General features: G+C 64.3%; 23 protein-coding genes. 21 read left to right on the forward strand and 2 right to left on the reverse strand.

Annotated elements, in window-relative coordinates; all coding sequences use genetic code 11:
• Window positions 1-4 precede the first annotated feature (4 nt).
• The 19 genes from thrB (at window position 5) to RY1_RS26860 (ending at window position 18,345) form a co-directional block, all read left to right on the forward strand.
• Window positions 5-937 carry a homoserine kinase gene (gene thrB, locus RY1_RS26765; RefSeq protein ID WP_072807105.1) on the forward strand — a complete coding sequence of 311 codons (933 nt, stop codon included), beginning with the start codon at window positions 5-7 and terminating at the stop codon, window positions 935-937.
• 371 nt (window positions 938-1,308) lie between these two features.
• A complete protein-coding gene (gene rho, locus RY1_RS26770; RefSeq protein ID WP_245819976.1) occupies window positions 1,309-3,357 on the forward strand; it encodes a transcription termination factor Rho in 2,049 nt (682 codons plus the stop codon).
• A 190-nt stretch (window positions 3,358-3,547) separates the two neighbouring features.
• Window positions 3,548-3,781 (forward strand): 50S ribosomal protein L31, encoded by a 234-nt coding sequence (gene rpmE, locus RY1_RS26775; RefSeq protein WP_072807073.1) that lies wholly within the window; start codon window positions 3,548-3,550, stop codon window positions 3,779-3,781.
• Window positions 3,782-3,872: 91 nt separating this feature from the next.
• A complete protein-coding gene (gene prfA / locus RY1_RS26780; RefSeq protein WP_072807074.1) occupies window positions 3,873-4,952 on the forward strand; it encodes a peptide chain release factor 1 in 1,080 nt (359 codons plus the stop codon).
• A 31-nt stretch (window positions 4,953-4,983) separates the two neighbouring features.
• On the forward strand, window positions 4,984-5,766 hold the full coding sequence (locus RY1_RS26785; protein WP_072807075.1) for an SHOCT domain-containing protein: 783 nt from the start codon (window positions 4,984-4,986) through the stop codon (window positions 5,764-5,766).
• A gap of 41 nt (window positions 5,767-5,807) precedes the next feature.
• Window positions 5,808-6,695: a peptide chain release factor N(5)-glutamine methyltransferase gene (gene prmC / locus RY1_RS26790; protein WP_072807106.1), complete on the forward strand. Its 888-nt coding sequence runs from the start codon at window positions 5,808-5,810 to the stop codon at window positions 6,693-6,695.
• Between the two features lie 65 nt (window positions 6,696-6,760).
• Window positions 6,761-7,429, forward strand: coding sequence for an L-threonylcarbamoyladenylate synthase (locus RY1_RS26795; RefSeq protein ID WP_072807076.1), 669 nt, complete (start codon window positions 6,761-6,763; stop codon window positions 7,427-7,429).
• Window positions 7,426-8,709: a serine hydroxymethyltransferase gene (glyA, locus tag RY1_RS26800; protein WP_072807077.1), complete on the forward strand. Its 1,284-nt coding sequence runs from the start codon at window positions 7,426-7,428 to the stop codon at window positions 8,707-8,709. The genes RY1_RS26795 and glyA overlap by 4 nt, the downstream gene beginning before the upstream one ends.
• Complete coding sequence (locus tag RY1_RS26805; RefSeq protein WP_072807078.1) at window positions 8,706-9,917, forward strand: glycosyltransferase family 4 protein; 1,212 nt, start codon at window positions 8,706-8,708, stop codon at window positions 9,915-9,917. Before glyA ends, RY1_RS26805 begins: the two co-directional genes overlap by 4 nt.
• Window positions 9,918-9,948: 31 nt before the next feature.
• Window positions 9,949-10,401, forward strand: a complete 453-nt coding sequence (locus tag RY1_RS26810) for a Cg1360 family ATP-synthase-associated protein (protein ID WP_072807107.1) — start codon at window positions 9,949-9,951, stop codon at window positions 10,399-10,401.
• Window positions 10,402-10,757: 356 nt separating this feature from the next.
• On the forward strand, window positions 10,758-11,534 hold the full coding sequence (atpB, locus tag RY1_RS26820) for a F0F1 ATP synthase subunit A (RefSeq protein WP_174565483.1): 777 nt from the start codon (window positions 10,758-10,760) through the stop codon (window positions 11,532-11,534).
• Between the two features lie 81 nt (window positions 11,535-11,615).
• Complete coding sequence (locus RY1_RS26825) at window positions 11,616-11,864, forward strand: ATP synthase F0 subunit C (protein ID WP_068370103.1); 249 nt, start codon at window positions 11,616-11,618, stop codon at window positions 11,862-11,864.
• 7 nt (window positions 11,865-11,871) lie between these two features.
• Window positions 11,872-12,435: a F0F1 ATP synthase subunit B gene (locus tag RY1_RS26830; RefSeq protein ID WP_072807080.1), complete on the forward strand. Its 564-nt coding sequence runs from the start codon at window positions 11,872-11,874 to the stop codon at window positions 12,433-12,435.
• Between the two features lie 7 nt (window positions 12,436-12,442).
• Window positions 12,443-13,270: a F0F1 ATP synthase subunit delta gene (locus tag RY1_RS26835; protein WP_072807081.1), complete on the forward strand. Its 828-nt coding sequence runs from the start codon at window positions 12,443-12,445 to the stop codon at window positions 13,268-13,270.
• Window positions 13,271-13,361: 91 nt separating this feature from the next.
• Window positions 13,362-15,005, forward strand: coding sequence for a F0F1 ATP synthase subunit alpha (gene atpA / locus RY1_RS26840; RefSeq protein WP_072807082.1), 1,644 nt, complete (start codon window positions 13,362-13,364; stop codon window positions 15,003-15,005).
• A gap of 54 nt (window positions 15,006-15,059) precedes the next feature.
• Entirely contained in the window at window positions 15,060-16,034 is a 975-nt protein-coding gene (locus tag RY1_RS26845) for a F0F1 ATP synthase subunit gamma (RefSeq protein ID WP_072807083.1), read from the forward strand.
• A gap of 3 nt (window positions 16,035-16,037) precedes the next feature.
• A complete protein-coding gene (atpD, locus tag RY1_RS26850) occupies window positions 16,038-17,486 on the forward strand; it encodes a F0F1 ATP synthase subunit beta (protein WP_072807084.1) in 1,449 nt (482 codons plus the stop codon).
• A 30-nt stretch (window positions 17,487-17,516) separates the two neighbouring features.
• The gene (locus tag RY1_RS26855; protein WP_072807085.1) at window positions 17,517-17,876 is read left to right on the forward strand and encodes a F0F1 ATP synthase subunit epsilon; all 360 of its coding nucleotides are present in this window, start codon (window positions 17,517-17,519) and stop codon (window positions 17,874-17,876) included.
• Window positions 17,877-17,907: 31 nt separating this feature from the next.
• On the forward strand, window positions 17,908-18,345 hold the full coding sequence (locus tag RY1_RS26860; protein WP_072807086.1) for a DUF2550 domain-containing protein: 438 nt from the start codon (window positions 17,908-17,910) through the stop codon (window positions 18,343-18,345).
• Window position 18,346: 1 nt separating this feature from the next.
• On the opposite strand, the gene RY1_RS26865 is transcribed toward RY1_RS26860, so the two are convergent.
• Window positions 18,347-18,931: a cob(I)yrinic acid a,c-diamide adenosyltransferase gene (locus tag RY1_RS26865; RefSeq protein WP_072807108.1), complete on the reverse strand. Its 585-nt coding sequence runs from the start codon at window positions 18,929-18,931 to the stop codon at window positions 18,347-18,349.
• A gap of 56 nt (window positions 18,932-18,987) precedes the next feature.
• Between RY1_RS26865 and murA the strand changes: the two genes are divergently transcribed.
• The gene (gene murA / locus RY1_RS26870; protein ID WP_072807087.1) at window positions 18,988-20,241 is read left to right on the forward strand and encodes a UDP-N-acetylglucosamine 1-carboxyvinyltransferase; all 1,254 of its coding nucleotides are present in this window, start codon (window positions 18,988-18,990) and stop codon (window positions 20,239-20,241) included.
• Here the strand turns inward: murA and pdxR are convergent.
• Window positions 20,234-21,643 (reverse strand): MocR-like pyridoxine biosynthesis transcription factor PdxR, encoded by a 1,410-nt coding sequence (gene pdxR / locus RY1_RS26875; protein WP_072807088.1) that lies wholly within the window; start codon window positions 21,641-21,643, stop codon window positions 20,234-20,236. The two genes, murA and pdxR, sit on opposite strands and share 8 nt — an antisense overlap.
• Before the next feature lie 92 nt (window positions 21,644-21,735).
• On the opposite strand from pdxR, the gene RY1_RS26880 reads away from it, so the two are divergent.
• Window positions 21,736-22,509: a pyridoxamine 5'-phosphate oxidase family protein gene (locus tag RY1_RS26880; RefSeq protein WP_084727908.1), complete on the forward strand. Its 774-nt coding sequence runs from the start codon at window positions 21,736-21,738 to the stop codon at window positions 22,507-22,509.
• Window positions 22,510-22,772: the final 263 nt, after the last annotated feature.

Here is a 22,772-nt window from a genome sequence, read left to right on the forward strand (position 1 = left end):
GACCATGACGACGACACTGCCGACCGGTCTGACGGTGACGGCTCGTGTACCGGCGTCGAGTGCCAATCTGGGACCGGGCTTCGACACCCTCGGTATCGCATTGGGGTTGTACGACGAGATCACGGTGACCACCACGGCATCCGGGCTGAGCATTCACGTGCAGGGCGAGGGTGCCGATGACGTGCCGTGGGGGCCCACCCATCTGGTGGTGCGCGCAATCGAACGCGGTCTGGAAGCCGCAGGCGTCTGGGCCGACGGCCTCGATGTCGTGTGCAACAACGTGATTCCCCATTCGCGTGGTCTCGGATCCTCGGCATCGGCGGTCGTCGGCGGGCTGGCAGCGGCAAACGGCTTGGCCGCGAAGCTCGATGCGACCCTCGCATTGACCGACGCGCAGCTCGTGCAGCTGTCCTCGGAATTCGAAGGCCACCCCGACAACGCCTCCGCGAGTGTTCTCGGTGGAGCCGTCGTGTCCTGGGCCGAGCCTGCGAGTGCACTCGTGACGCAGCGGCGTTACGGTGCGGTACGGCTGGCGGTGCACCCGGACATACATGTGGTCGCCCTCGTTCCGGCGGAACGGTCGTCGACGTCGCACACGCGTGGTCTGTTGCCGGAAATGGTGCCGCATCGCGATGCTGCCTTCAATGTCAGTAGGGGAGCGCTCGCCGTCGTCGCACTGACGCAGCGACCGGACCTTCTGATGCCCGCAACCGAGGACCTACTGCATCAGGGACAGCGTTCGAGTGCTCTTCCCGAGGCGACGAAGTGGATCACGTCACTGCGAAGTCGCGGGATCGCGGCAGTGCTGTCCGGGGCGGGGCCGACGGTGTTGGCACTGTGCACCGAGCCGTTTCCGCAGGACATCAGGGATCTGGCGGAGGCCGACGGTGTTCGTGTGTTGGAGCTCGAGGTCGCCGACGGCGCGCATATCGTATGACTCGCCGGTAACCGGTTCTTGCCGACTGTGCCGATCAGGGCTATTCTGGGGTTCGTCCGTACATCGTGCGCTTCAGACGCCGGTTTTCACCAGGGCAATCAAGTTGCTGCATCCGGGGGATTCCACGTCCGGGGTGGTTGACGTTCCTGGCTCGATCCTTCCCCGCAACACAGATGCGGTCTCGGGTTCGGTCGTCTGTTTGAAGAGCATCGATGCTTGACGGCTAAATCCGGGTTCGATACGAGATTCGAGCTGCGGAACGAACCCTTGGCTGCGCAGACTGCGAGCGAGGGAAGGAAAGGACCTCCGTGACCGATACGGAACTGATCTCTGCGCCCGAGAAGACGCGCCGCGGAGCTGGCCTGTCCGGAATGGTGCTCACCGAGCTGCGAAGCCTCGCGGGTGAACTCGGCATCAAAAGCATTTCCGGCATGCGCAAAGGCGATCTGATCGCCGCAATTTCTGCACGTCAGGCGGGTGCGAGTACACCCAAGGCAGAGGCGCCGAAAGCGTCACGCCGAAGCGCTGGCGCGCCTGCCGTCGACAAGACACCCACCGAATCGGCGGCGCCGGCGGCCGAAGCCGCAGCGCCTGTGGTCACCGAAACCGCGCCTGCTGCTTCCGAAGACGCAGGCGATGCACCCCGTCGCACGAGGGGTCGCCGAACTGCAGGTCGTCGTGCGGGAGCACCCGATCAACTGCCGCTCGACGACACTGCGACCGCGGTCTCCGCACCCGAAGCCGGCGCTCCGGTTGCCGACAAGGAGCCGGACTCCACACCTGCCGAGCGTCCCCGCCGCAGCCGTGAGAACCGGAACAGCGGTGAAAATCGGAACAGCGGTGAGAACCGGAACAGCCGGCAGGAATCGTCGGATGCCGAGGACTCCACCCGAACGGACGGCAATCGCGGCGACAGTCGCGGCGAGAACTCTCGCAACGATTCGCGCGGCGAGAGCAACCGCAACGATGCTCGTGGTGAGGGCGGTCGCGGTGAAGGCAGCCGGAACCGCAATCGCAACCAGGGCGAGTCTCGCAATCAGGGCGATTCCCGTAACCAGGGAGACACGCGCAACCAGGGCGATTCCCGCAACCAGGGCGATACCCGCACCGAGGACCGCAACAACGGCCCGCGCGACAACCGTGACAACCGGGATCAGGACGACGACGGAGACGGTCGGGGCCGGCGAGGTCGCCGCTTCCGCGAGCGTCGTCGTGGACGTGACCGCGGTGAAGGCGGAGAGAGCCGCGAGCGCGAGCCCGAAATCCGCGACGACGACGTCCTGCAGCCGGTAGCAGGCATTCTCGACGTCCTCGACAACTACGCGTTCGTGCGTACGTCCGGCTATCTCGCCGGCCCGAACGACGTGTACGTGTCGATGAATCTCGTGCGCAAGAACGGACTTCGCCGCGGTGACGCCATCACCGGCGCGGTCCGCGTCGCGCGTGAAGGTGAGCAGTCCAACCAGCGTCAGAAGTTCAATCCGCTGGTACGTCTGGATACCGTCAACGGCGGCGACGTCGAAGCGGCGCGCAAGCGTCCGGAGTTCGGCAAGCTCACGCCGCTGTACCCGAACCAGCGTCTACGGCTCGAGACGACGCCGAACATCCTGACCACACGCATCATCGACCTGGTGATGCCGATCGGTAAGGGGCAGCGCGCGCTGATCGTGAGCCCGCCGAAGGCAGGTAAGACCAGCGTTCTGCAGGCTATCGCCAACGCGATCTCGGTCAACAACCCCGAGTGCTACCTCATGGTGGTTCTCGTCGACGAGCGTCCCGAAGAAGTCACCGACATGCAGCGTTCGGTCAACGGTGAGGTCATCGCCTCCACGTTCGACCGTCCGCCGGGCGATCACACCTCGGTCGCCGAGCTCGCCATCGAGCGGGCCAAGCGTCTCGTCGAGGCAGGTCAGGACGTCGTTGTGCTCCTCGACTCGATCACGCGATTGGGTCGTGCGTACAACAACAGCTCACCTGCATCGGGCCGCATCCTCTCCGGTGGTGTCGATTCGACGGCTCTGTACCCGCCGAAGCGTTTCCTCGGTGCTGCGCGAAACATCGAGAACGGTGGATCGCTGACCATCATCGCCACCGCGATGGTCGAGACCGGTTCCACCGGTGACACGGTCATCTTCGAGGAGTTCAAGGGCACCGGCAACGCCGAGCTCAAGCTCGATCGCAAGATCGCCGAGCGTCGGGTGTTCCCGGCCGTCGACGTCAACCCGTCGGGTACCCGCAAGGACGAGCTCCTGCTCAACCCGGACGAGGCTGCGGTGCTGCACAAGCTGCGCCGCGTGTTGTCCGGACTCGACTCGCATCAGGCGATCGATCTGCTGATCGACCGACTGAAGAAGAGCAAGAACAACCTCGAGTTCCTGGTTCAGGTGTCGAAGACCGCCCCGGGCGCACTCGACGACTGACAGCCCCCGAGGGCTGAGGAACAAGCCGGCAGGTGCGTGCGTTGAGGCACCTGTCGGTATCGAAGCAGTAGGTATCGAATTACCGATTAGCAGGTCAGATGCACGCTCTGGCATACTGAGCGGCCGAGTCCGGTTCCGGTTCACGTCCTCGAACGGCGAGGGCGACCCGGCGACCATTGAAAGGGACACCATGAAGGCAGGAATCCACCCCGACTACACACTCACCACTGTGGTGTGCGGTTGCGGCAATACTTTCGAGACACACAGCACCACCGACAAAGATCGCATCAACGTCGAGGTCTGCTCGCAGTGCCACCCGTTCTACACCGGCAAGCAGAAGATTCTCGACACCGGTGGTCGCGTCGCTCGCTTCGAGGCTCGCTACGGAAAGCGTGCAGGCAAGAAGGCTGACGCCGACAGCTAGTTGTTCTCCCGACGCCCGTCCTGTGATGTCTACAGGGCGGGCGTCGGCTTTTTGTGTGGCCTTTTTTGATCGACAAGAGCGGAGCACACCCATGGCGAGGACGACGAAGCCTTCGGCCATCGACGACATTCTGGCCGAGCACTCCGGCCTCGAGCAACAGCTCGCCGACCCGTCGTTGCACAACGATCCGTCGGCTGCCCGTCGTGCAGGCAAACGCTTCGCCGAACTGGCTCCGATCATGTCCGTACACGGCAAACTCACCTCGGCCAAGGACGATCTGGAGGCAGCGCGTGAACTCGCCGCCGACGACGCGTCGTTCGCCGCCGAGATCCCCGATCTGGAAGCGACCGTGGAGACCCTGGAGCAGACGCTCGCAGATCTTCTCGCTCCGCGGGATCCGCACGACGGCGACGACATCGTGATGGAGGTCAAGTCCGGTGAGGGCGGTGAGGAGTCGGCGTTGTTCGCGGCAGACCTCGCACGCATGTACGTCAGGTACGCCGAACGACGCGGCTGGCGAGTGGAAGTTCTCGACGCGAACGTGTCCGATCTCGGGGGATACAAGGACGCCACGTTGTCGATCAAAGCCAAGGGCGCATCGCTCGACGGTGTCTGGGCTCGATTGAAGTTCGAGGGCGGCGTGCACCGAGTGCAGCGTGTCCCGGTGACCGAGTCCCAGGGCCGAGTGCACACCTCCGCAGCGGGAATTCTGGTCTATCCGGAGCCCGACGAGGTCGAGGAAGTACAGATCGACGAAACCGATCTCCGCATCGACGTCTATCGCTCCTCGGGCAAGGGTGGGCAGGGCGTCAACACCACCGACTCGGCGGTGCGCATCACGCACTTGCCGACCGGAATCGTCGTGACCTGTCAGAACGAGCGCTCTCAGCTGCAGAACAAGGCGCGCGCGATGCAGGTTCTCGCTGCGCGTCTGCAGGCTGCCGCAGAGGAAGCGGCCGACGAGGAAGCCGCTGCAGGCCGTGCGAGTCAGGTGCGCACCGTCGACCGTTCCGAGCGGATCCGTACGTACAACTTTCCGGAGAACCGGATCACCGACCATCGCATCGGCTTCAAATCGCATAACCTCGACGCCGTGCTCGACGGTGAGCTCGACGCGTTGCTCGACGCACTCGGCAAGGCCGACCGCGAAGCTCGTATGCAGGCCGAATGAGCGTGCGGCTTCGCCACACGAAAGGGAGCCGATGTACCAGGAACTCACCCCAGCCGGTGACAGTGCGGTAGCCGAACTCGCGGCCAAGTACGGCGTCTCCACCGATGCCGTACGGACGCTGCTCGACGCCGTCAATGCAGGCCGCGGCTCGATGGCGCAGTTCTACATCCCCGAACTCGGCGGCGGCGGCCAATGGATGCGCGGCGGAATGACGATGGTCGGCAACATGTTCGACCACGGACTGAAAGCGCGCGTCGACGGCCTGTGCCGGGATCTGTCCTCGGTGCTCGCGCAGCATCAGGTCTATCCGCCCGCGCAGAACTCCACCGGATTCGGAGGTAACTGGTGGCCGTCCGGTCTGGGCAGCCCCAGCTCCAGCGGCGGCCAGAACGGCTCGCAGTACGCCTATTTCCCTGGATCTCGGCGGTTGGCGGTACTCGCGGGCGGCAAGTTGTCGGTTTTCGACACACTCGACCACTCGATCGGCGGCGTCCAGCAACAGCAGGGCGGCGGTCCGGGGTCGCTCGAATTCACCAGCCAGTACGGCACCTTCACGGCGGCAAGCCTGCCTCTCGTCGACCCGGCGCCGGGCGAGCCGGCCCAGAATCCAGCCCCGCAAGCCCAGAATCCTGTCCCGCAAGCCCAGAATCCAGCCTCGCAGGTTCAGAATCCTGCCCCGCAGGTTCAGAATTCGCCGTCCGACATCGGTGAGATCACCTCGTCCATCGAGGCGTTGGCGTCGCTGCACAGCAAGGGAATTCTGACCGACGACGAGTTCTTCACCAAGAAGGCGGAGCTACTGAAGCGGATCTGACGCCGTAGGGCGCGGACCGAGGGGCATGGCAGGCTGTAGTGGTGACTCGGAAACCGCTTCGCCTGGCCATCCTGGACGCGACTTCGATGTTGGAGAAGGCAGGCGTGCCGAGCGCTCGGGTCGACGCCGAACTGCTGGCGTCGCACATCGTGGGTGTCGAGCGAGGCAGGCTCGGTCTGGTACCACTCGTCGAACCTGAGGTCGTCGAGGCCTACCTCAAGACGGTAGAGCAGCGCGCCAAGCGTATTCCGCTTCAATACATAACCGGCACAACGGCTCTCGGCAACATCGACGTCGAGGTCGGCCCCGGTGTGTTCGTGCCGCGTCCGGAAACGGAACTGCTGCTCGGGTGGGCGCTCGCGTTCCTCGAGGGCGTCGACACCCGCCCGCCTGTCGTGCTGGATCTGTGCACCGGTTCCGGCGCGCTTGCTCTCGCCATCGCCAACGCCAGGCCGGACGCGCTGGTACATGCCGTCGAACTCGACCCGTCCGCCCTCGCGTGGGCGCGACGGAACGCGGACCTGAGGGCCGAACTCGGGGACACCGCCATCACTCTGCACCACGGCGATGTCACCGACCGGGCACTGCTCACCGATCTCGACGGACGAGTGGACGTGATCGTCTCGAACCCTCCGTACATCCCGGAAGGCGCTGATCTCGAACCCGAGGTGCTCGACCACGACCCGCACCTGGCGCTGTTCGGCGGTGCCGACGGACTGTCGGTCATCGAGCCCATGATCGGGACGATCGCGAGGTTGCTGCGGGTGGGCGGGGGAGTCGGCGTCGAACACGACGATTCGCACGGCAACAAGGTGGCAGCTCTGTTCGAGCGGCGACGTGTGTTCACCGACGTCGTCGAGCATCCCGATCTTTCCGGTCGGCCCCGCTTCGTCGTCGCATCGCGAGCGGCGTCCGCCGACAGTCGATGACGATCGCACCGCGTGGCGGCCGAGCCTTGTCGATCGCGCTGGAGGGCGAGTGACAGGATAGGGGGGTGAGCACTGTCTACGACTGCCAGCAAGCCGATTCCCGCGCGGCCGGATTGACCGCAGCACGAGGCGCCCTCAAGTCCGGACGTCTCGTGGTCATGCCGACGGACACTCTCTACGGACTGGCTGCCGACGCATTCGACGGCAGCGCCGTCACCGACCTACTGCGCGCCAAGGGACGCGGTAGAGACATGCCGGTGCCGGTGCTGGTCGGATCCTGGAACACCATCGATGGTTTGGTGATGGGTATCCGGCCGCGCGTCCGTGATCTGATCCGGGCGTTCTGGCCAGGGGCACTCAGCCTCGTCGTTCAGCAGGCGCCGTCCTTGGCCTGGGACCTCGGTGACGCGCAGGGCACCGTCATGCTTCGTATGCCGTTGCATCCCGTCGCGCTGGAACTGCTCCGAGAGGTCGGCCCTCTCGCTGTGTCGAGTGCGAACATCTCGGGACAGCCGCCCGCGACGACGGTGGGCGAGGCCCGTGATCAGCTCGGCGGCTCGGCCGCGGTGTATCTCGACGGCGGACCTGCCGAACATGCCGTCGCGTCGACGATCGTCGATCTGACGGCGGAGAATCCTCGTCTCCTCCGCGTGGGCGCGATCCGGGCCGAGGCGGTCGCGGAGGTACTGGGAGTGACGCCGGAGAGCCTCCTGCAAGGAAGCCCCGCGAAGTGAGTACGCCTCCGTTCTTCGGCCCGGATTTCGGCGAACTCGGCCGCACCGATCCGGAGATCGCCGACGTTCTGCTCGGTGAACTGGATCGAGTGCGGTCGGGTCTGCAGCTGATCGCGAGTGAAAATTTCGCCAGTCCCGCGGTGTTCGCCGCGCAGGGGAGCGTGCTGAGCAACAAGTACGCCGAGGGATACCCGGGCAACCGGTACTACGGCGGTTGTGAGGTGGTCGACCGCGCCGAGAACCTGGCCGTCGAGCGTGCGATGTCGCTGTTCGGTGCCGAGCACGTCAACGTGCAGCCGCACTCGGGCGCGAGCGCCAATCTGGCGGTGTACGCCGCGTTCGCAAAGCCGGGAGACGCCGTACTCGCGATGAGTCTTCCGCACGGCGGGCACCTGACGCACGGCTCCAAGGTCAGTTTCTCCGGGCGCTGGTTCACCCCGATTCCGTACCACGTTCGCCAGGACACCGAACTGATCGACTACGACGAAGTTCGGGATCTGGCGCTCGTGCACCGCCCGCGAATCATCGTCGCCGGAGCGACGGCCTATCCGCGTCTCATCGACTTCGCGGCCTTCCGATCGATCGCCGACGAGGTCGGTGCGATTCTGTGGATCGACGCCGCGCATTTCATCGGACTCGTTGCCGGGCAAGCGATTCCGTCGCCCGTCCCGTACGCCGACGTCGTGTCGGCCACGACGCACAAGGTGCTTCGCGGACCCCGCGGAGGAATGCTGATGTGCCGGGCCGAGCATGCACGTGCCGTCGACAAAGCCGTGTTTCCGTTCAGCCAGGGCGGCCCACTCATGCACACCATCGCGGCCAAGGCCGTCGCATTCGCGGAAGCGGGTACCGACGACTACAAGCGCTACGCCTCCGCCGTCGTCTCCAACGCGGGTGCCCTGACGAGCTCGCTCGTCGAGAACGGTATGCGCGCGGTCTCCGGAGGAACCGATACACACCTGGCTCTGCTCGACCTGCGGAACACCGGTGTCGACGGACGCACTGCCGAGGCCCGCTGCCAGGCCGCGGGCATCACGCTCAACAAGAACGCCATCCCGTTCGATCCGGCACCGCCCGCGGTAGCGTCGGGAATTCGTGTCGGCTCGGCTGCTGTGACGACCCAGGGTTTCGACGCGGCGGACATGGCGGCCGTGGGATCTCTCGTCGCCCGCGCCGTGCGTGCCGAGCTGGGAACGGCATCCGGTGACCGCGAGATCGCCGCAGTCGAGGGTGAGGTCACCGAGCTCGTCTCGCGCAACCCTGCCTACGCCCGCGCATGACGTACGAGGTACTCGCGCAGTCGGGGCAGGGCGCAGGCGTTCCGATCCGGGAGTTGCTGCTCGTATTCCTGACGGCCGCGGTCATCACGTTCCTCGCGACGGGCGGCGTTCGCGTCGCCGCCATCCGGTTCGGCGCCGTCGCAGCTCCTCGCGAACGCGACGTGCACGTCACGCCGACTCCGCGCCTCGGCGGCACCGGTATGTATCTCGGGATGCTCGTCGCGTTGTTGTTCGCCTCGCAGCTACCGGCGCTGGCACGCGGATTCGACCCCGAGTACTCCCAGGACGTGCCTGCGGCGCTGGTGGCAGGATTCGTCATCGTCGGCGTCGGCATCATCGACGACCGGTGGGGCCTGGACGCGCTCACCAAGTTCGTCGGGCAGGTGACGGCCGCGGGCGTACTCGTCGTGATGGGTGTGAGCTGGTACATCATCTACGTCCCGTGGTCCGACGGCGGCAAGACCGTCGTCCTCGACCAGCTGCAGGCAGGTCTTGTCACCGTGCTCGTGACGGTGGTGATGGTCAATGCGATGAACTTCGTCGACGGCCTCGACGGTCTCGCCGCCGGGCTCGGTCTGATCGCGTCCATCGCGATCTGTGTCTTCTCGGTCGGGCTTCTGCACGAGCAGGGCGGGGACGTCGGCATCTACCCGCCGACGGTCATCGCCGCTGCGCTCGCGGGCGCGTGTCTCGGTTTCCTTCCGCACAATTTCCAACCGGCGCGGATATTCATGGGGGATTCCGGATCCATGCTCATCGGGCTGATGCTGGCGACGGTGTCCACGAGCGCATCGGGTCGGATTCCACTGGTCGCATACGGTCCCCGCGACCTGTTGGGACTGCTCTCGCCGATCCTGCTCGTCGGCGCGGTCATGTTCATCCCGATGCTCGATCTGCTGCTCGCGGTGATTCGACGCACACGGGCCGGTCGAAGCCCGTTCAGTCCGGACAAGATGCACCTGCATCACCGACTGCTGCAGATCGGCCATTCGCACCGCCGGGTCGTTCTTGTCATCTACCTGTGGGTGGGTGTTCTCGCGTTCGGTGCCGTCGGTTCCTCGTTGATCGATCGACGCATCGTGGTCCTTCTCGTCGCAGCAGGCCTCGTGTTCGCCCTGGTGGTGACGGCTGTGCCGTCGATCAAGCTCGATATGGCTCGCCAACGTAGAAGGTCGGGTTCGGGTGGCCGACGAGGCCGTCGGAGCTGAACTCGGACATGGCTGGGTAGTCTGTGCGTCTGTGAGCTTCTCTCCTGCGCCAGTGCCCGATCAATCCGACGCGATGCGCGCTGCCGTTCGCTACGGCGTCATCGGTCTGGTGGTGCTCGCAGTTCTGGGTGCCGTCGTCGCGACCCTGGTCGCGGGCCTGCCCGGTCTGTGGGGAGCGCTCATCGGCGCCGCGCTCGGCGGAGGATTCATCCTCACGACCGCGCTGTCGATCTCGTTGACCTCGAAGTTTCCGCCGACCATGGCCGGTGCTGTTCTACTCGGAGGCTGGATCGTCAAGATGCTGCTCGCCGTGGTGGTTCTCGCGGTTCTCAAGGACATGGATTTCTACAGCAAGAAGGCGCTGGCTCTGGTCGTCGTCGCGGCACTGGTTCTGGTTCTCGGTGCGGAGGTGTTCGGGGTCGTGCGCACCAAGGCCCCGTACGTCGACGAGCCGCCGAGACCGACCGACTCCGACGAAAAGTAGTACGACAGCCTGTCGTAATCGGTAAAGAAGTAGCCCCACCTACACAACGTCGTAGTTGTGTTGATAAAGTTCCGACCAAGTAAGGGTCCGACTGACGCGAATGCGACATTTCGCATGCGGGAGGCACCTTGCAGGTAACCGAAGTCGCGTGAGTTTCCTTACAGGCGCGGCCCAGAAGTTACCGAGTCGACGTGAGTCGCCGACACCCGACAGACGCTGGCCGACGAAAATCCGGCCTCAGCTGCTGACGACCTCGAGCCGATATCGTCGACTTGATAGATCGTCAATGTCCGATCGAACCGCAGTCTTAGCCGTCTGCGGCCCGAACACGGGAGAGACCGCTGAGCGTCACCAACCTGGCCGCGGAGTTCCATCCGCCGTCACTATCCGACTTCTTTCCTCCCGCTGTGTTGTTCGAGGGCACCCCCTTCGAACTCGACCGGCTCATGCTGATTCGCATCCTGATGAGCGTCGTGTTGGTCGTGCTGTTCGCAGTCGCCATGCGCAGCCCGAAGGTCGTACCGCGTGGTCTTCAGAACTGCGTCGAGTACCTCCTCGATTTCGTCAAGATCCAGATCGCCGACGAGATTCTCGGTAAGGAACAGGGCAGGCGCTTCCTGCCGATCATCATGACGATCTTCTTCGCCGTGCTGTTCATGAATCTCTCCGGAATCATCCCGTTCCTGAACATCTCGCCCAACGCTCGAATCGGCATGCCGATCGTCCTGGCGGCCATCGCGTACGTGACGTTCAACTACGTGGGTATCAAGAAGTACGGATTCTTCAAGTACGTCAAGAGCAGCGTCGTCGTACCCGACGTGCCCGTTGCGCTTCACATCATCCTGATTCCGATCGAGTTCATCTCGACCTTCATCCTTCGGCCGTTCACGCTCACCGTGCGTCTCATGGCCAACATGCTGGCGGGCCACCTCATGCTCGTGCTGTTCTTCAGCGCGACCCAGTTCTTCTTCTTCCAGGCAGCTGCAGGGATGAAGATCTTCGGCATCTTCTCCCTCGCCGCCGGGTTCGGTTTCACGCTGTTCGAGATGCTGGTCATCGGCCTGCAGGCGTACGTGTTCGCGCTGCTGACCGCCGTCTACATCGACCTCGCGTTGCACGCCGACTCGCACTAGACCGCTCGACCCCCCGCACCACAGATCGACCTGACCCACACACCGCCCGGTGGTGGGCAACAGAAAGGGAACGGAAAACCAATGAGCCTCGCGTACCTGGCACAGGAAACGACCAGCACGGTGACCGGCGCTGGATACGGTGCAATCGGCTACGGCCTCGCTGCGATCGGCCCCGGCATCGGTGTAGGCATCGTGGTCGGTAAGGCCATCGAGGGCATCGCCCGTCAGCCTGAGCTCCAGGGCACCATCCGTACCAACATGTTCCTCGGCATCGCGTTCACCGAAGCGCTCGCGCTGATCGGTATCGTCGCCGGCTTCCTGTTCGGTTAATCACGACATGGCAACCAACATCGCGTTATTGGCCGCGGAAGAGGGAGAGAAGATCAACCCTCTCCTCCCCGCGACATACGACATCGTGTGGTCTGCGATCTGCATCGCTGTCATCGGCTTCGTCTTCTGGAAGTACATCCTTCCGAAGTTCCAAGAAGTCATGGCGCAACGAAGCGAACTGATCGAGGGCGGCATCAAGAGGGCCGAAGAAGCGCAGGTAGAAGCCAAGGCTGCTCTCGAGCAGTACCAGAAGCAGCTCGCCGACGCTCGATCCGAGGCCGCGCAGATCCGTGAGGAAGCGCGTACTCAGGGTCAGGCCATTCTCGCCGAAATGAAGACGAAGGCGCAGGAAGAAAGCGACCGGATCGTGGCCGCAGGCCACAGTCAGCTCGTCGCGCAGCGTCAGCAGATCGTCACGGAACTTCGTGGCGACCTCGGACGCACGGCAGTGGAGCTCGCCGAAAAGGTCATCGGAGAGCAGTTGTCCGACGAGGCGAAGCGCGCAGGCTCGATCGACCGCTTCCTGAGCGAACTCGACTCCGTCACGGCTGACTCTGCAGCCGGAAAGTGAGATAACCATGTACGCAACTTCTCGTGAGGCTCTTGCCCGCACGCGTTCGGTTGCGAACGACGCACTCGGGGCTGCGCCGGCAGGGCAAGCAACTGCTGCTGCCGCGCAGACCGGAGCCGAGCTCTTCGCGGTCGTGGAGACCCTCGACGGGCAGCGCACGTTGCGTACCGCGCTGGCCGACTCGTCCGTCTCCGCCGAACGCCGCAGTGCGCTCGCGGCGGAACTGTTCGCGGGTCAGGTCTCCGAGATCACTGCGAAGATCCTGAAGAGTGCGGTTTCGGAGAGTTGGTCCAAGGCATCGGATCTGCTGAACTCCCTGGTCGATCTCGGTCGCGAATCTCTTCTTCGTGCCGCAGCCGATCAGGATCAGCTCGATACCGTCGAGGACGAGCTCTTCCGCCTCGGGCGGATCGTGGCAGCGAACCCTCAGCTCGAGCAGGCACTGTCGGATCTCGGCAAGCCGGTTCAGGCCAAGCGTGAGCTTCTCGGACGCCTGCTGTACGGCAAGGTGACTGCGGTCACCGAGGCACTGGCGATCCAAACGGTCAGCCGTCTGCGCAAGTCGGCACCCGCCGACGCGCTCGACGAACTGGCAGGATTGGCGGCGCAGGTCCGCGACCGAGCAGTCGCACACGTGCGTAGCGCGGCGCCGCTCAGCGACAGTCAGCTCGAGAAGCTGACTGCAACATTGACGCGGACGTACGGCAAGCCCGTGACCGTGCACGTCGAGGTCGATACCGAACTGCTCAGCGGACTCGTGGTCCGGATAGGCGACGAGGTCATCGACGGTAGTGGGGCAGGCCGCCTCGCTGCATTGCGAAGGACCCTCAAGTAGTCCGAGTACGGACACCACAGTCTCCCGATACACGTTTCCAAACTGCGAAGCGTTTGATACCGCGATCATTGAAGGAAGAGCAGGAAAAAATATGGCGGAGCTGACGATCTCCTCCGACGAGATCCGTAGCGCGATCGAGAACTTCACCGCGAGCTACTCACCGGAGTCCTCCCGCGAGGAGGTCGGCACGGTTACCGACACGAGCGACGGAATCGCCCACGTGTCCGGTCTTCCGTCGGCGATGTCCAACGAGCTGCTGGAATTCCCCGGCGGCGTTCTCGGTGTTGCGCTCAACCTGGATGCCACCGAGATCGGTGCCGTCATCCTCGGTGACTACGAGCACATCGAAGAAGGCCAGGAAGTCAAGCGGACCGGGGACGTTCTGTCCGTGCCGGTCGGCGACGGTTACCTCGGCCGCGTCGTCAACCCACTGGGACTTCCCATCGACGGCCTCGGCGACATCGAGTCCTCGGAGAACCGCGCTCTCGAGCTGCAGGCTGCTTCGGTGCTCGAGCGTCAGCCCGTCGAGGAGCCACTGCAGACCGGCATCAAGGCCATCGACGCGATGACCCCGATCGGCCGCGGCCAGCGCCAGCTCATCATCGGTGACCGCAAGACGGGCAAGACCGCCGTCTGCATCGACGCAATCCTGAACCAGAAGGCCAACTGGGAGTCGGGCGACGAGAACAAGCAGGTTCGCTGCATCTACGTTGCCATCGGCCAGAAGGGCTCCACGATCGCAGGCGTCAAGGCTGCGCTCGAAGAGCAGGGTGCACTCGAGTACACGACCATCGTCGCGGCTCCCGCATCCGATTCTGCCGGCTTCAAGTGGCTCGCTCCGTACACCGGCTCGGCCATCGGCCAGCACTGGATGTACCAGGGCAAACACGTTCTCATCGTGTTCGACGACCTGACCAAGCAGGCCGAGGCGTACCGCGCCATCTCGCTGCTGCTGCGTCGCCCGCCGGGCCGCGAGGCATACCCCGGTGACGTCTTCTACTTGCACTCCCGTCTGCTGGAGCGCTCGGCCAAGCTGTCCGACGCGCTCGGTGGCGGATCGCTGACGGCTCTGCCGATCATCGAGACCAAGGCCAACGACGTCTCCGCGTACATCCCGACCAACGTCATCTCGATCACCGACGGTCAGGTCTTCCTCGAGTCCGACCTCTTCAACAAGGGTGTTCGGCCTGCCATCAACGTCGGTATCTCGGTCTCCCGAGTCGGTGGCGCAGCGCAGACCAAGGGCATGAAGAAGGTCTCCGGTTCGCTGCGTCTCGAACTTGCTCAGTACCGCGAGCTCGAAGCGTTCTCGGCGTTCGCATCGGACCTCGACTCCGCGTCGAAGGCTCAGCTCGAGCGCGGCGCACGCCTCGTCGAGCTGCTGAAGCAGGATCAGTACTCACCGGTGGCCGTCGAGGACCAGATCATCTCGATCTACCTTGCAGGCCAGGGCACCTACGACTCGGTTCCCGTCGCCGACGTTCGTCGCTTCGAGTCCGAGCTGCTCGAGGATCTGCACCGCAACGCGGGTGAGATCTACGAGACCATCGCCGGTGGCAAGGCTCTCGACGACGCCACCATCGACAAGCTGAAGGCAGCGACCGAGAAGTTCAAGGCAGGCTTCCTCGACTCCGAGGGCAACCGCGTCGTGAACGAGGCAGAGGCGGACACGCTCAACCCGGACGAGGTCAGCCAGGAGCAGGTCAACGTCACTCGCAAGACAGTCAGCAAGTAGGTCATCGAGATGCCCAGTGACTTTACGAGTAGAGAAGGGAGCGTGAACAGCTAGATGGCAAGCATTCTCGAGCTGCGTTCCCGGATCAAGTCGGTCAACTCGACCAAGAAGATCACCAAAGCGCAGGAATTGATCGCCACGTCGCGAATCACCAAGGCGCAGGCCCGTGTTGCTGCATCCAAGCCGTACGCGGAAGAGATCACCAACGTGCTCTCGGCGTTGGCGAGTGCATCCGGTTCGCTGGATCACCCGCTGCTGAACGAGCGTGACGAGCCCAAGCGTGCAGCGGTACTGGTTGTCACCAGTGATCGCGGCATGTGCGGCGGGTACAACTCGAACGTGCTCAAGGAAGCAGAAGAGCTGTTCCAGCTCCTCCGCAAAGAGGGCAAGGACCCGGTCATCTACGTGCTCGGCGCGAAGGGGCTCGGTTACTACACCTTCCGTGAGCGTGACGTGAAGGGTGCCTGGACTGGCTTCTCGCAGGAACCGGGTTACACCGACGCAGCCAAGGCCAGCAAGCATCTGGTCGAGCTGTTCATGGCGGGATCCGGATCCGAGGTCGACGCACCCAACGGTGAAGGCACCGTCGAAGGCGTCGACGAACTGCACATCGTCTACACACGTTTCGTGTCGATGCTGACGCAGAAGCCCGAGGTCCGCCGGATGGCTCCGCTGGAGATCGCGTACACCGACGAGGAGATCCAGATGGGCGCCGACGCGCTCACCGACTCTCCGTCCGCGTCGGAGGTGCAGGCTCAGTACGATTTCGAGCCCGAAGCCGGAACTCTCCTGTCGGCTCTGCTGCCGAAGTACATCAGCACGAGGATCTACTCCTCGCTGCTCGATGCGGCTGCGTCCGAGTCGGCCGCGCGTCGTACCGCCATGAAGGCGGCGACGGACAACGCGAACGAACTGGTCGAGACCCTGAGCCGTCAGGCAAACCAGGCTCGCCAAGCCCAGATCACCCAGGAAATCAGCGAAATCGTCGGTGGCGCAAACGCGTTGGCTGACAGCGCAGGAAGTGACTAAGCAATGACCGCAGCAGTAGCCCAAGAGAACGCGAGCGGAGCGGACACACAGTCCGGCCGTGTCGTTCGGGTCATCGGCCCCGTTGTGGACGTCGAGTTCCCGCGCGGCGCGATCCCCGCTCTGTTCAACGCACTCCACGCAGAGATCACTCTGCCGACGGTTGCCAAGACCCTGACGCTCGAGGTTGCACAGCACCTCGGCGACAACCTGGTGCGCACCATCTCGATGCAGCCGACCGACGGCCTCGTCCGTGGCACCTCGGTGTCCGACACGGGCAAGCCGATCTCGGTTCCCGTCGGCGACGTCGTCAAGGGCCACGTGTTCAACGCCCTCGGTGACTGCCTCGACACCCCTGGCCTCGGCCGCGACGGCGAGCAGTGGGGCATCCACCGCAAGCCACCAGCCTTCGATCAGCTCGAAGGCAAGACCGAGATCCTCGAGACCGGCATCAAGGTCATCGACCTTCTGACCCCGTACGTCAAGGGCGGAAAGATCGGTCTGTTCGGTGGTGCCGGTGTCGGCAAGACCGTTCTCATCCAGGAAATGATCACCCGTATCGCCCGCGAGTTCTCCGGCACCTCGGTGTTCGCCGGCGTCGGTGAGCGCACTCGTGAGGGCACCGACCTTCACCTCGAGATGGAAGAGATGGGCGTCCTCCAGGACACCGCCCTTGTCTTCGGCCAGATGGACGAGCCGCCGGGCACGCGTATGCGCGTCGCCCTGTCCGCGCTGACCATGGCGGAGTACTTCCGCGATGTGCAGGGCCAGGACGTGCTGCTCTTCATCGACAACATCTTCCGTTTCACGCAGGCAGGTTCGGAGGTGTCGACCCTTCTGGGACGTATGCCTTCTGCCGTGGGTTACCAGCCGACGCTGGCGGACGAGATGGGTGAGCTCCAGGAGCGCATCACCTCGACCCGTGGACGCTCGATCACCTCGCTGCAGGCGATCTACGTTCCCGCCGACGACTACACCGACCCGGCGCCTGCAACGACGTTCGCGCACCTCGACGCAACGACCGAGCTTTCGCGTCCGATCTCGCAGATGGGTATCTACCCCGCTGTGGACCCGCTGAGCTCCACGTCGCGAATTCTCGAGCCCGGCATCGTCGGTGCCGAGCACTTCCGCGTCGCCAACGAGGTCAAGCGGATCCTGCAGAAGTACAAGGAACTGCAGGACATCATCGCCATCCTCGGTATGGACGAGCTTCAGGAAGAGGACAAGGTTCTGGTCGGTCGCGCACGTCGCCTCCAGAAGTTCCTCGGCCAGAACTTCATCGTCGCCGAGAAGTTCACCGGTGAAGCAGGCTCGGTCGTGTCGCTCTCGGACACCATCGAGGCGTTCGACAAGGTCACCAAGGGCGAGTACGACCACCTTCCCGAGCAGGCCTTCAACAGCTGTGGTGGTCTCGACGACGTCGAGGCAGCAGCCAAGAAGATGGCCGGAAAGTAGCCCGACGTGACTTCTGCGGAAACGAACGGCATGGAAGTGTCACTCGTCGCTGTCGAGCAGAAACTGTGGTCCGGCAACGCGACCCTGGTGAGCGCTCAGACGACCGAGGGTGAGATCGGCATCATGGCCGGCCATGAGCCCGTACTGGGCCAGCTCGTCGAGGCAGGGACGGTGTCCATCACGACGACCGACGGAGGGAAGATCGTGGCCGCAGTCCACGGTGGATTCCTGTCGGTCACGGGCAAGACCGTCACCGTTCTGGCGGAGTCCGCGGACTTCGCCAAGGACATCGACGTCGACGCAGCTCGCGCAGTACTCGACGCCGGCGGTGACGACAAGGAAGCCCTGGCAATCGCCAAGGGCCGAATTCGCGCCGCCGAGCGGGCCTAGGTTCGAAGAGAAAGCCGCGACGGGGTCTGTGATGCACATAGGAGTGATCGCCTCGATCATTCTGGTTGTGCTGCTCGCAGGCCTCGTCGCGGCTTTTCTGTATCGGCTCACCACCCTTCGCCGGGGTGGTACCGCAGCCATCGTCAGGATCACGCCGTCATCGGGCGGCAGTGGCTGGCGGCACGGCATCATTCGGTACGGCGACAACACGATGGTGTTCTTCAAACTGTCGAGCCTGCGTCCCGGCCCCGACTACCGAATGACGCGTCAGGGCATCGAGATCGGCGAGCGTCGCAAGCCTCGCGACAACGAATTCGACATCATGACCGACGAGATCGGCATCCTGCAGGTGACCGACCAGGGCCGCGGCTACGAAATCGCACTCGATCGAGGTGCGCTGACCGCGTTCATGTCCTGGTTGGAGTCGAGGCCGTCGGGCCGTTCCCGGCGAGGACGCCCAGCCGCGTGAGTTACGTACCGGTCGAGCGGGATGCTCCCGGTACCCATTGAACGTCACCCTCGGGGTTCGCGTGCCTGCTCAGGATGAACAGCAGATCCGACAGCCTGTTCAGATACTTGGCTGGAAGAGTGCTCGTGTTCTCCGGATTCGCATCGACCGCTGCCCACGCGGCGCGTTCGGCACGTCGTGCCACGGTCCGAGCGCTGTGCAGTAGCGCTCCCAACGGTGTCCCACCCGGCAGAATGAAGGACGTCAGCGGCTCCAGATCCTCGTTGTACGCGTCGCACCACGCTTCGAGGCGATCGATGTACGTCTGGTCGATGCGCAGCGGTGGATACTTCGGGTCCTCGACGACGGGTGTGGACAGATCGGCGCCGGCGTCGAACAGATCGCTCTGGATCGTTCGGACGATCCGCCGAATGTCGTCCGTGGGATTCCCCAGTGCAAGAACCACTCCCAGGCTTGCGTTGGTTTCGTCGCAGTCGGCGTACGCGATCACCCGTGGGTCGTTCTTGTGTACGCGCGAGAAATCGCTGAGCCCGGTGGTCCCGTCGTCACCGGTACGGGTGTAGATGCGGGTCAGGTGCACGGCCATGAGGTCACGGTACCGCTCGGGCGGGTCGAGGGTTCCCACCGCTACGCTGTCGGACTGTGAGTGAACGCTTTTTGGTATCCGGAGGAAACCGCCTCGTCGGCGAGGTATCGGTCGGTGGCGCCAAGAACAGCGTTCTGAAACTGATGGCAGCGGCACTGCTGGCCGAGGGCACGAGCACGATCACCAACTGCCCCGACATTCTCGATGTGCCGTTGATGGCGGAGGTTCTTCGCGGGCTGGGGTGCGAGGTGGTGCTCGACGGTTCGGTCGTGCACATCACGACTCCGGCGGAGCCGAAGTATCACGCCGATTTTCCTGCCGTCACCCAGTTCAGGGCTTCGGTGTGTGTCCTCGGTCCGCTCGTGGCCCGGTGCAAGAAGGCCGTGGTTGCGCTTCCCGGTGGTGACGCCATCGGTTCGCGTCCGCTCGACATGCACCAATCGGGCCTGCGGTTGCTCGGTGCACGCAGCGAGATCCAGCACGGTTGCGTCGTCGCCGAGGCCGACGAGTTGCGCGGCGCCAATATCCGTCTCGCCTTTCCTTCCGTCGGCGCCACCGAGAACATTCTGATGGCTGCGGTGCTGGCGAAGGGTGAGACGGTCATCGACAACGCTGCCCGTGAACCCGACATCGTCGACGTGTGCAACATGCTCAACGACATGGGTGCCCAGGTCACCGGAGCAGGCAGTTCCACTCTGACGATCAAGGGTGTCGAGTCGCTGAAGCCGACGACGCACCGGGTCATCGGCGACCGGATCGTGGCTGCAACCTGGGGGATCGCCGCTGCAATGACGCGCGGAGACGTGCGTGTTCGCGGGGTGAATCCGAAGCATCTGTCGTTGGTACTCGACAAGTTGCGTTCCGCGGGCTCGGAGGTGACATCCGAGCCGGACGGCTTCCGGGTCGTCCAACACGAACGCCCGACCGCGGTGAACTTCGCAACCCTGCCGTTCCCCGGATTTCCGACGGATCTGCAGCCGATGGCCATCGGCCTGGCGGCTGTTGCCAACGGGACGTCGATGATCACCGAGAACGTGTTCGAGGCGCGATTCCGTTTCGTCGAGGAAATGATTCGATTGGGCGCCGACGCCCGAACCGACGGCCACCACGCGGTGGTACGCGGAGTCCCGCAGTTGTCGAGTGCGCCCGTCTGGTCGTCCGACATTCGAGCAGGAGCAGGTCTTGTGCTCGCAGGCCTGTGCGCCGACGGCGTCACCGAGGTGCACGACGTCTATCACATCGACCGCGGCTATCCGCGGTTCGTCGAGATTCTCACCGAGCTGGGCGGCGACATCCAACGCGTCAGCTGAGGCTGCTCAACGCTGCGACCAGCACGTTCAACGCATGGTCGAGCTCCTCGTCGGACACGGATCCGTATCCGACGATCAGCCCTGACGTGTCGGAGGGGCTTCGAGTGGACGGGGCCAGGGTGTCGACGTCCACACCCTGGCCTGCCGCGATCTGGGCAACGCGGGACGCGACGTCGCGTTCGAGCAGCAGCGTTGTGTGCATTCCGGCTCCGACGCCGCGGAGCTCGCCGAACCGGGCGAGAGCGGCCACCACTCGTCTGTCGCGTTCCCGATAGCGGCGACGCGAAGCGCGAACCGTTCGGTCCCACTCGCCATCGCGTAGCAACGACGTCATGGCGTGCTGTACGGGGATGGGCGGATAGTCGCCGATATCGGTACGCACCGCCGCGATCCGGTCCACGACATCAGGCGGCGCGACGAGCCACCCCAGGCGAATGCCGCCGCCGAGAGTCTTCGCGACCGTACCGAGATACACCGTCCGATCCGGAGCCAACTCGGCAACGGTCGGCAAAGGCGCTACGTCGTAACGGAATTCGGAATCGTAGTCGTCCTCGATGATCATCATGTCCCTGGCGCGCGCGATGTCGGCAAGCGCTCGTCGACGCCCAACAGGCAGCAGGCCGCCCGTCGGGTGTTGGTGAGAGGGCGTCACGTACACCGCGCGCGTCGCGTGCGGTGCAGCGGCGAGTTCGGCGATCTTCATGCCGTGGGTGTCGACGGCAACGTCGAACACCGACCAGCCCGACCGGCGAGCAGTGGTAGTCGCCACCCGGTACCCGGGATTCTCGTGTGCGAGCACTGGGGGAGTAGCGCGCGCAGTCTCGGCGAGTGCTGCGAGCGTGAGATTCAGTCCGTGAATGCTTCCCGTGGTCACGACGATCGAGCTCGGATCGGTGTGCAGTCCCCGCGCCCTACCGAGAAGCTCCGCAACGGCAGACCTGAGCCGAGGCTCACCGCGTGGATCGGGATAGGCGTTGGGTGGGGGCACGGTCCCGACATCGCGCCACGCACGTTTCCACGCGGCCGACGCCTGCGGTTGTAGCCAGGGGATTCCCGTGGCCAACCGTATGCGCCGGCTTCTGTCGATTCCGGTGTCGGAGAACCGAGGAGCTTCCTGACGTCGATCGGTCGTGGTGCGGGCATCCGACGGGAGCTGTCGCACGTACGTCCCCGACCCCCGCCTGGCGTCGAGCCACCCTTCGGCGGTCAGCTGTTCGTACGCGTGCTCCACGATCCCCCTCGCGACACCGAGACCGACGGAAAGCGCTCTGCTGCTTGGTAATCGGGTATCCGGAGAAATCGATCCGTTGTCGATGGCGACGCGGATGCCGTCGGCGATCTGGACCGGCAACGTTCGGGCGTCGGATCGGTCGAGTGTGATCGGTATCGAGGACGGCAGCATCGGTGGTCTCCGGGACTCGGTCAGAGTGGCTCAGCTAATTGCCCCTTGATTGGACCATGACACTGAGCCAATAGTCGACCATCATCGGACGCATGAACAATGACGCCCACCGTTTGTCTCCCGACTTGTCTCCCGCGCTGTCTCCCACGGCGAGAACGACCGTTCGACGAGGTCGCGCCCGAGCACGGTTGGATCGACAAGATCTCGTCGACGTTCTGGCGTCGGCTCGCGTCTGTCATCTGGGAGTCGTGGTCGACGGAGCGGTGCGGGTGCTGCCGACGGCGTTCGGCGTCGACTTCGAGGGGCCGGACGACGGGGGAAGCCTGTACCTGCACGGCTCGGTTGCGGCGAGAAGTCTCGTCGTCGCGCCCGAAGCCGAGATCTGCGTGACGGTCACCGTGCTCGACGGCCTTGTGCTGGCGAGATCTGCCTTCCACCACTCGATGAACTATCGCAGCGCAGTTGTCCTCGGGCGTCCTCGGTTGGTCGTCGACGAAGGGGAGCGGTCACGCGCACTCGACGCAATCGTCGATCAGGTGATCGAGGGGAGGAGCGCGCACCTTCGGGCGCACACCAAGAAGGAACTGGCGGCGACGGTTGTCCTTGCGCTGCCTCTGTACGAGGCGTCGGTGAAATCGCGTAGCGGTGATCCGGTCGACGACCCGAGCGACATCGAGGCGGGTGAAGTGTGGGCGGGAGTCGTTCCGATGTGGCAGCAAGCAGGAGCGGCGACGCCGGCAGCTGATCTCGAAGCGGAAACTACTGTGCCGGAACATGTTCTGGCCGCGATCGAGAAGCAGGAACCGAGTATGTCCGGCGTCACAGTTGGCGATCTTGTCGATTCGAGGCGATCGGTGGGTAGCTGAAGGCCCGCTACCTGGGCGAACGTATTTGCGTGTGGCGTTCACCTGCGGATTTGCGGACTGCGGTGTGCTCGCGTAACTTTTGTCGAGTCAGAGCGACACGGACACCGACCAGGTCTTCACGGACATGGCAACGAGGTTGTACGGAGTGTCTGGCCGAATGTAGTATTTGTTTGTCCCCCAAGAGTCGGGCCTTGTGTCCGAGACCAAGCTGGGATAAGCTGGAACGGTTGCCCCGGATGCTTGCAGACGTAAGTCTGCTGGAT

Source organism: Rhodococcus yunnanensis NBRC 103083 (genome assembly GCF_001895005.1).
Classification (GTDB): Bacteria; Actinomycetota; Actinomycetes; order Mycobacteriales; family Mycobacteriaceae; genus Rhodococcoides; species Rhodococcoides yunnanense.

Coding starts and splice junctions, on each gene's coding strand:
- RY1_RS26855 (WP_072807085.1), top strand. CDS start 17,517: ATGGAAGTGTCACTCGTCGCTGTCGAGCAGAAACTGTGGTCCGGCAAC.
- RY1_RS26825 (WP_068370103.1), top strand. CDS start 11,616: ATGAGCCTCGCGTACCTGGCACAGGAAACGACCAGCACGGTGACCGGC.
- prfA (WP_072807074.1), top strand. CDS start 3,873: ATGGCGAGGACGACGAAGCCTTCGGCCATCGACGACATTCTGGCCGAG.
- RY1_RS26805 (WP_072807078.1), top strand. CDS start 8,706: ATGACGTACGAGGTACTCGCGCAGTCGGGGCAGGGCGCAGGCGTTCCG.
- atpD (WP_072807084.1), top strand. CDS start 16,038: ATGACCGCAGCAGTAGCCCAAGAGAACGCGAGCGGAGCGGACACACAG.
- RY1_RS26835 (WP_072807081.1), top strand. CDS start 12,443: ATGTACGCAACTTCTCGTGAGGCTCTTGCCCGCACGCGTTCGGTTGCG.
- RY1_RS26845 (WP_072807083.1), top strand. CDS start 15,060: ATGGCAAGCATTCTCGAGCTGCGTTCCCGGATCAAGTCGGTCAACTCG.
- RY1_RS26785 (WP_072807075.1), top strand. CDS start 4,984: ATGTACCAGGAACTCACCCCAGCCGGTGACAGTGCGGTAGCCGAACTC.
- RY1_RS26865 (WP_072807108.1), bottom strand. CDS start 18,931: ATGGCCGTGCACCTGACCCGCATCTACACCCGTACCGGTGACGACGGG.
- RY1_RS26830 (WP_072807080.1), top strand. CDS start 11,872: ATGGCAACCAACATCGCGTTATTGGCCGCGGAAGAGGGAGAGAAGATC.
- rpmE (WP_072807073.1), top strand. CDS start 3,548: ATGAAGGCAGGAATCCACCCCGACTACACACTCACCACTGTGGTGTGC.
- RY1_RS26880 (WP_084727908.1), top strand. CDS start 21,736: ATGAACAATGACGCCCACCGTTTGTCTCCCGACTTGTCTCCCGCGCTG.
- rho (WP_245819976.1), top strand. CDS start 1,309: ATGGTGCTCACCGAGCTGCGAAGCCTCGCGGGTGAACTCGGCATCAAA.
- thrB (WP_072807105.1), top strand. CDS start 5: ATGACGACGACACTGCCGACCGGTCTGACGGTGACGGCTCGTGTACCG.
- atpA (WP_072807082.1), top strand. CDS start 13,362: ATGGCGGAGCTGACGATCTCCTCCGACGAGATCCGTAGCGCGATCGAG.
- RY1_RS26860 (WP_072807086.1), top strand. CDS start 17,908: ATGCACATAGGAGTGATCGCCTCGATCATTCTGGTTGTGCTGCTCGCA.
- pdxR (WP_072807088.1), bottom strand. CDS start 21,643: ATGCTGCCGTCCTCGATACCGATCACACTCGACCGATCCGACGCCCGA.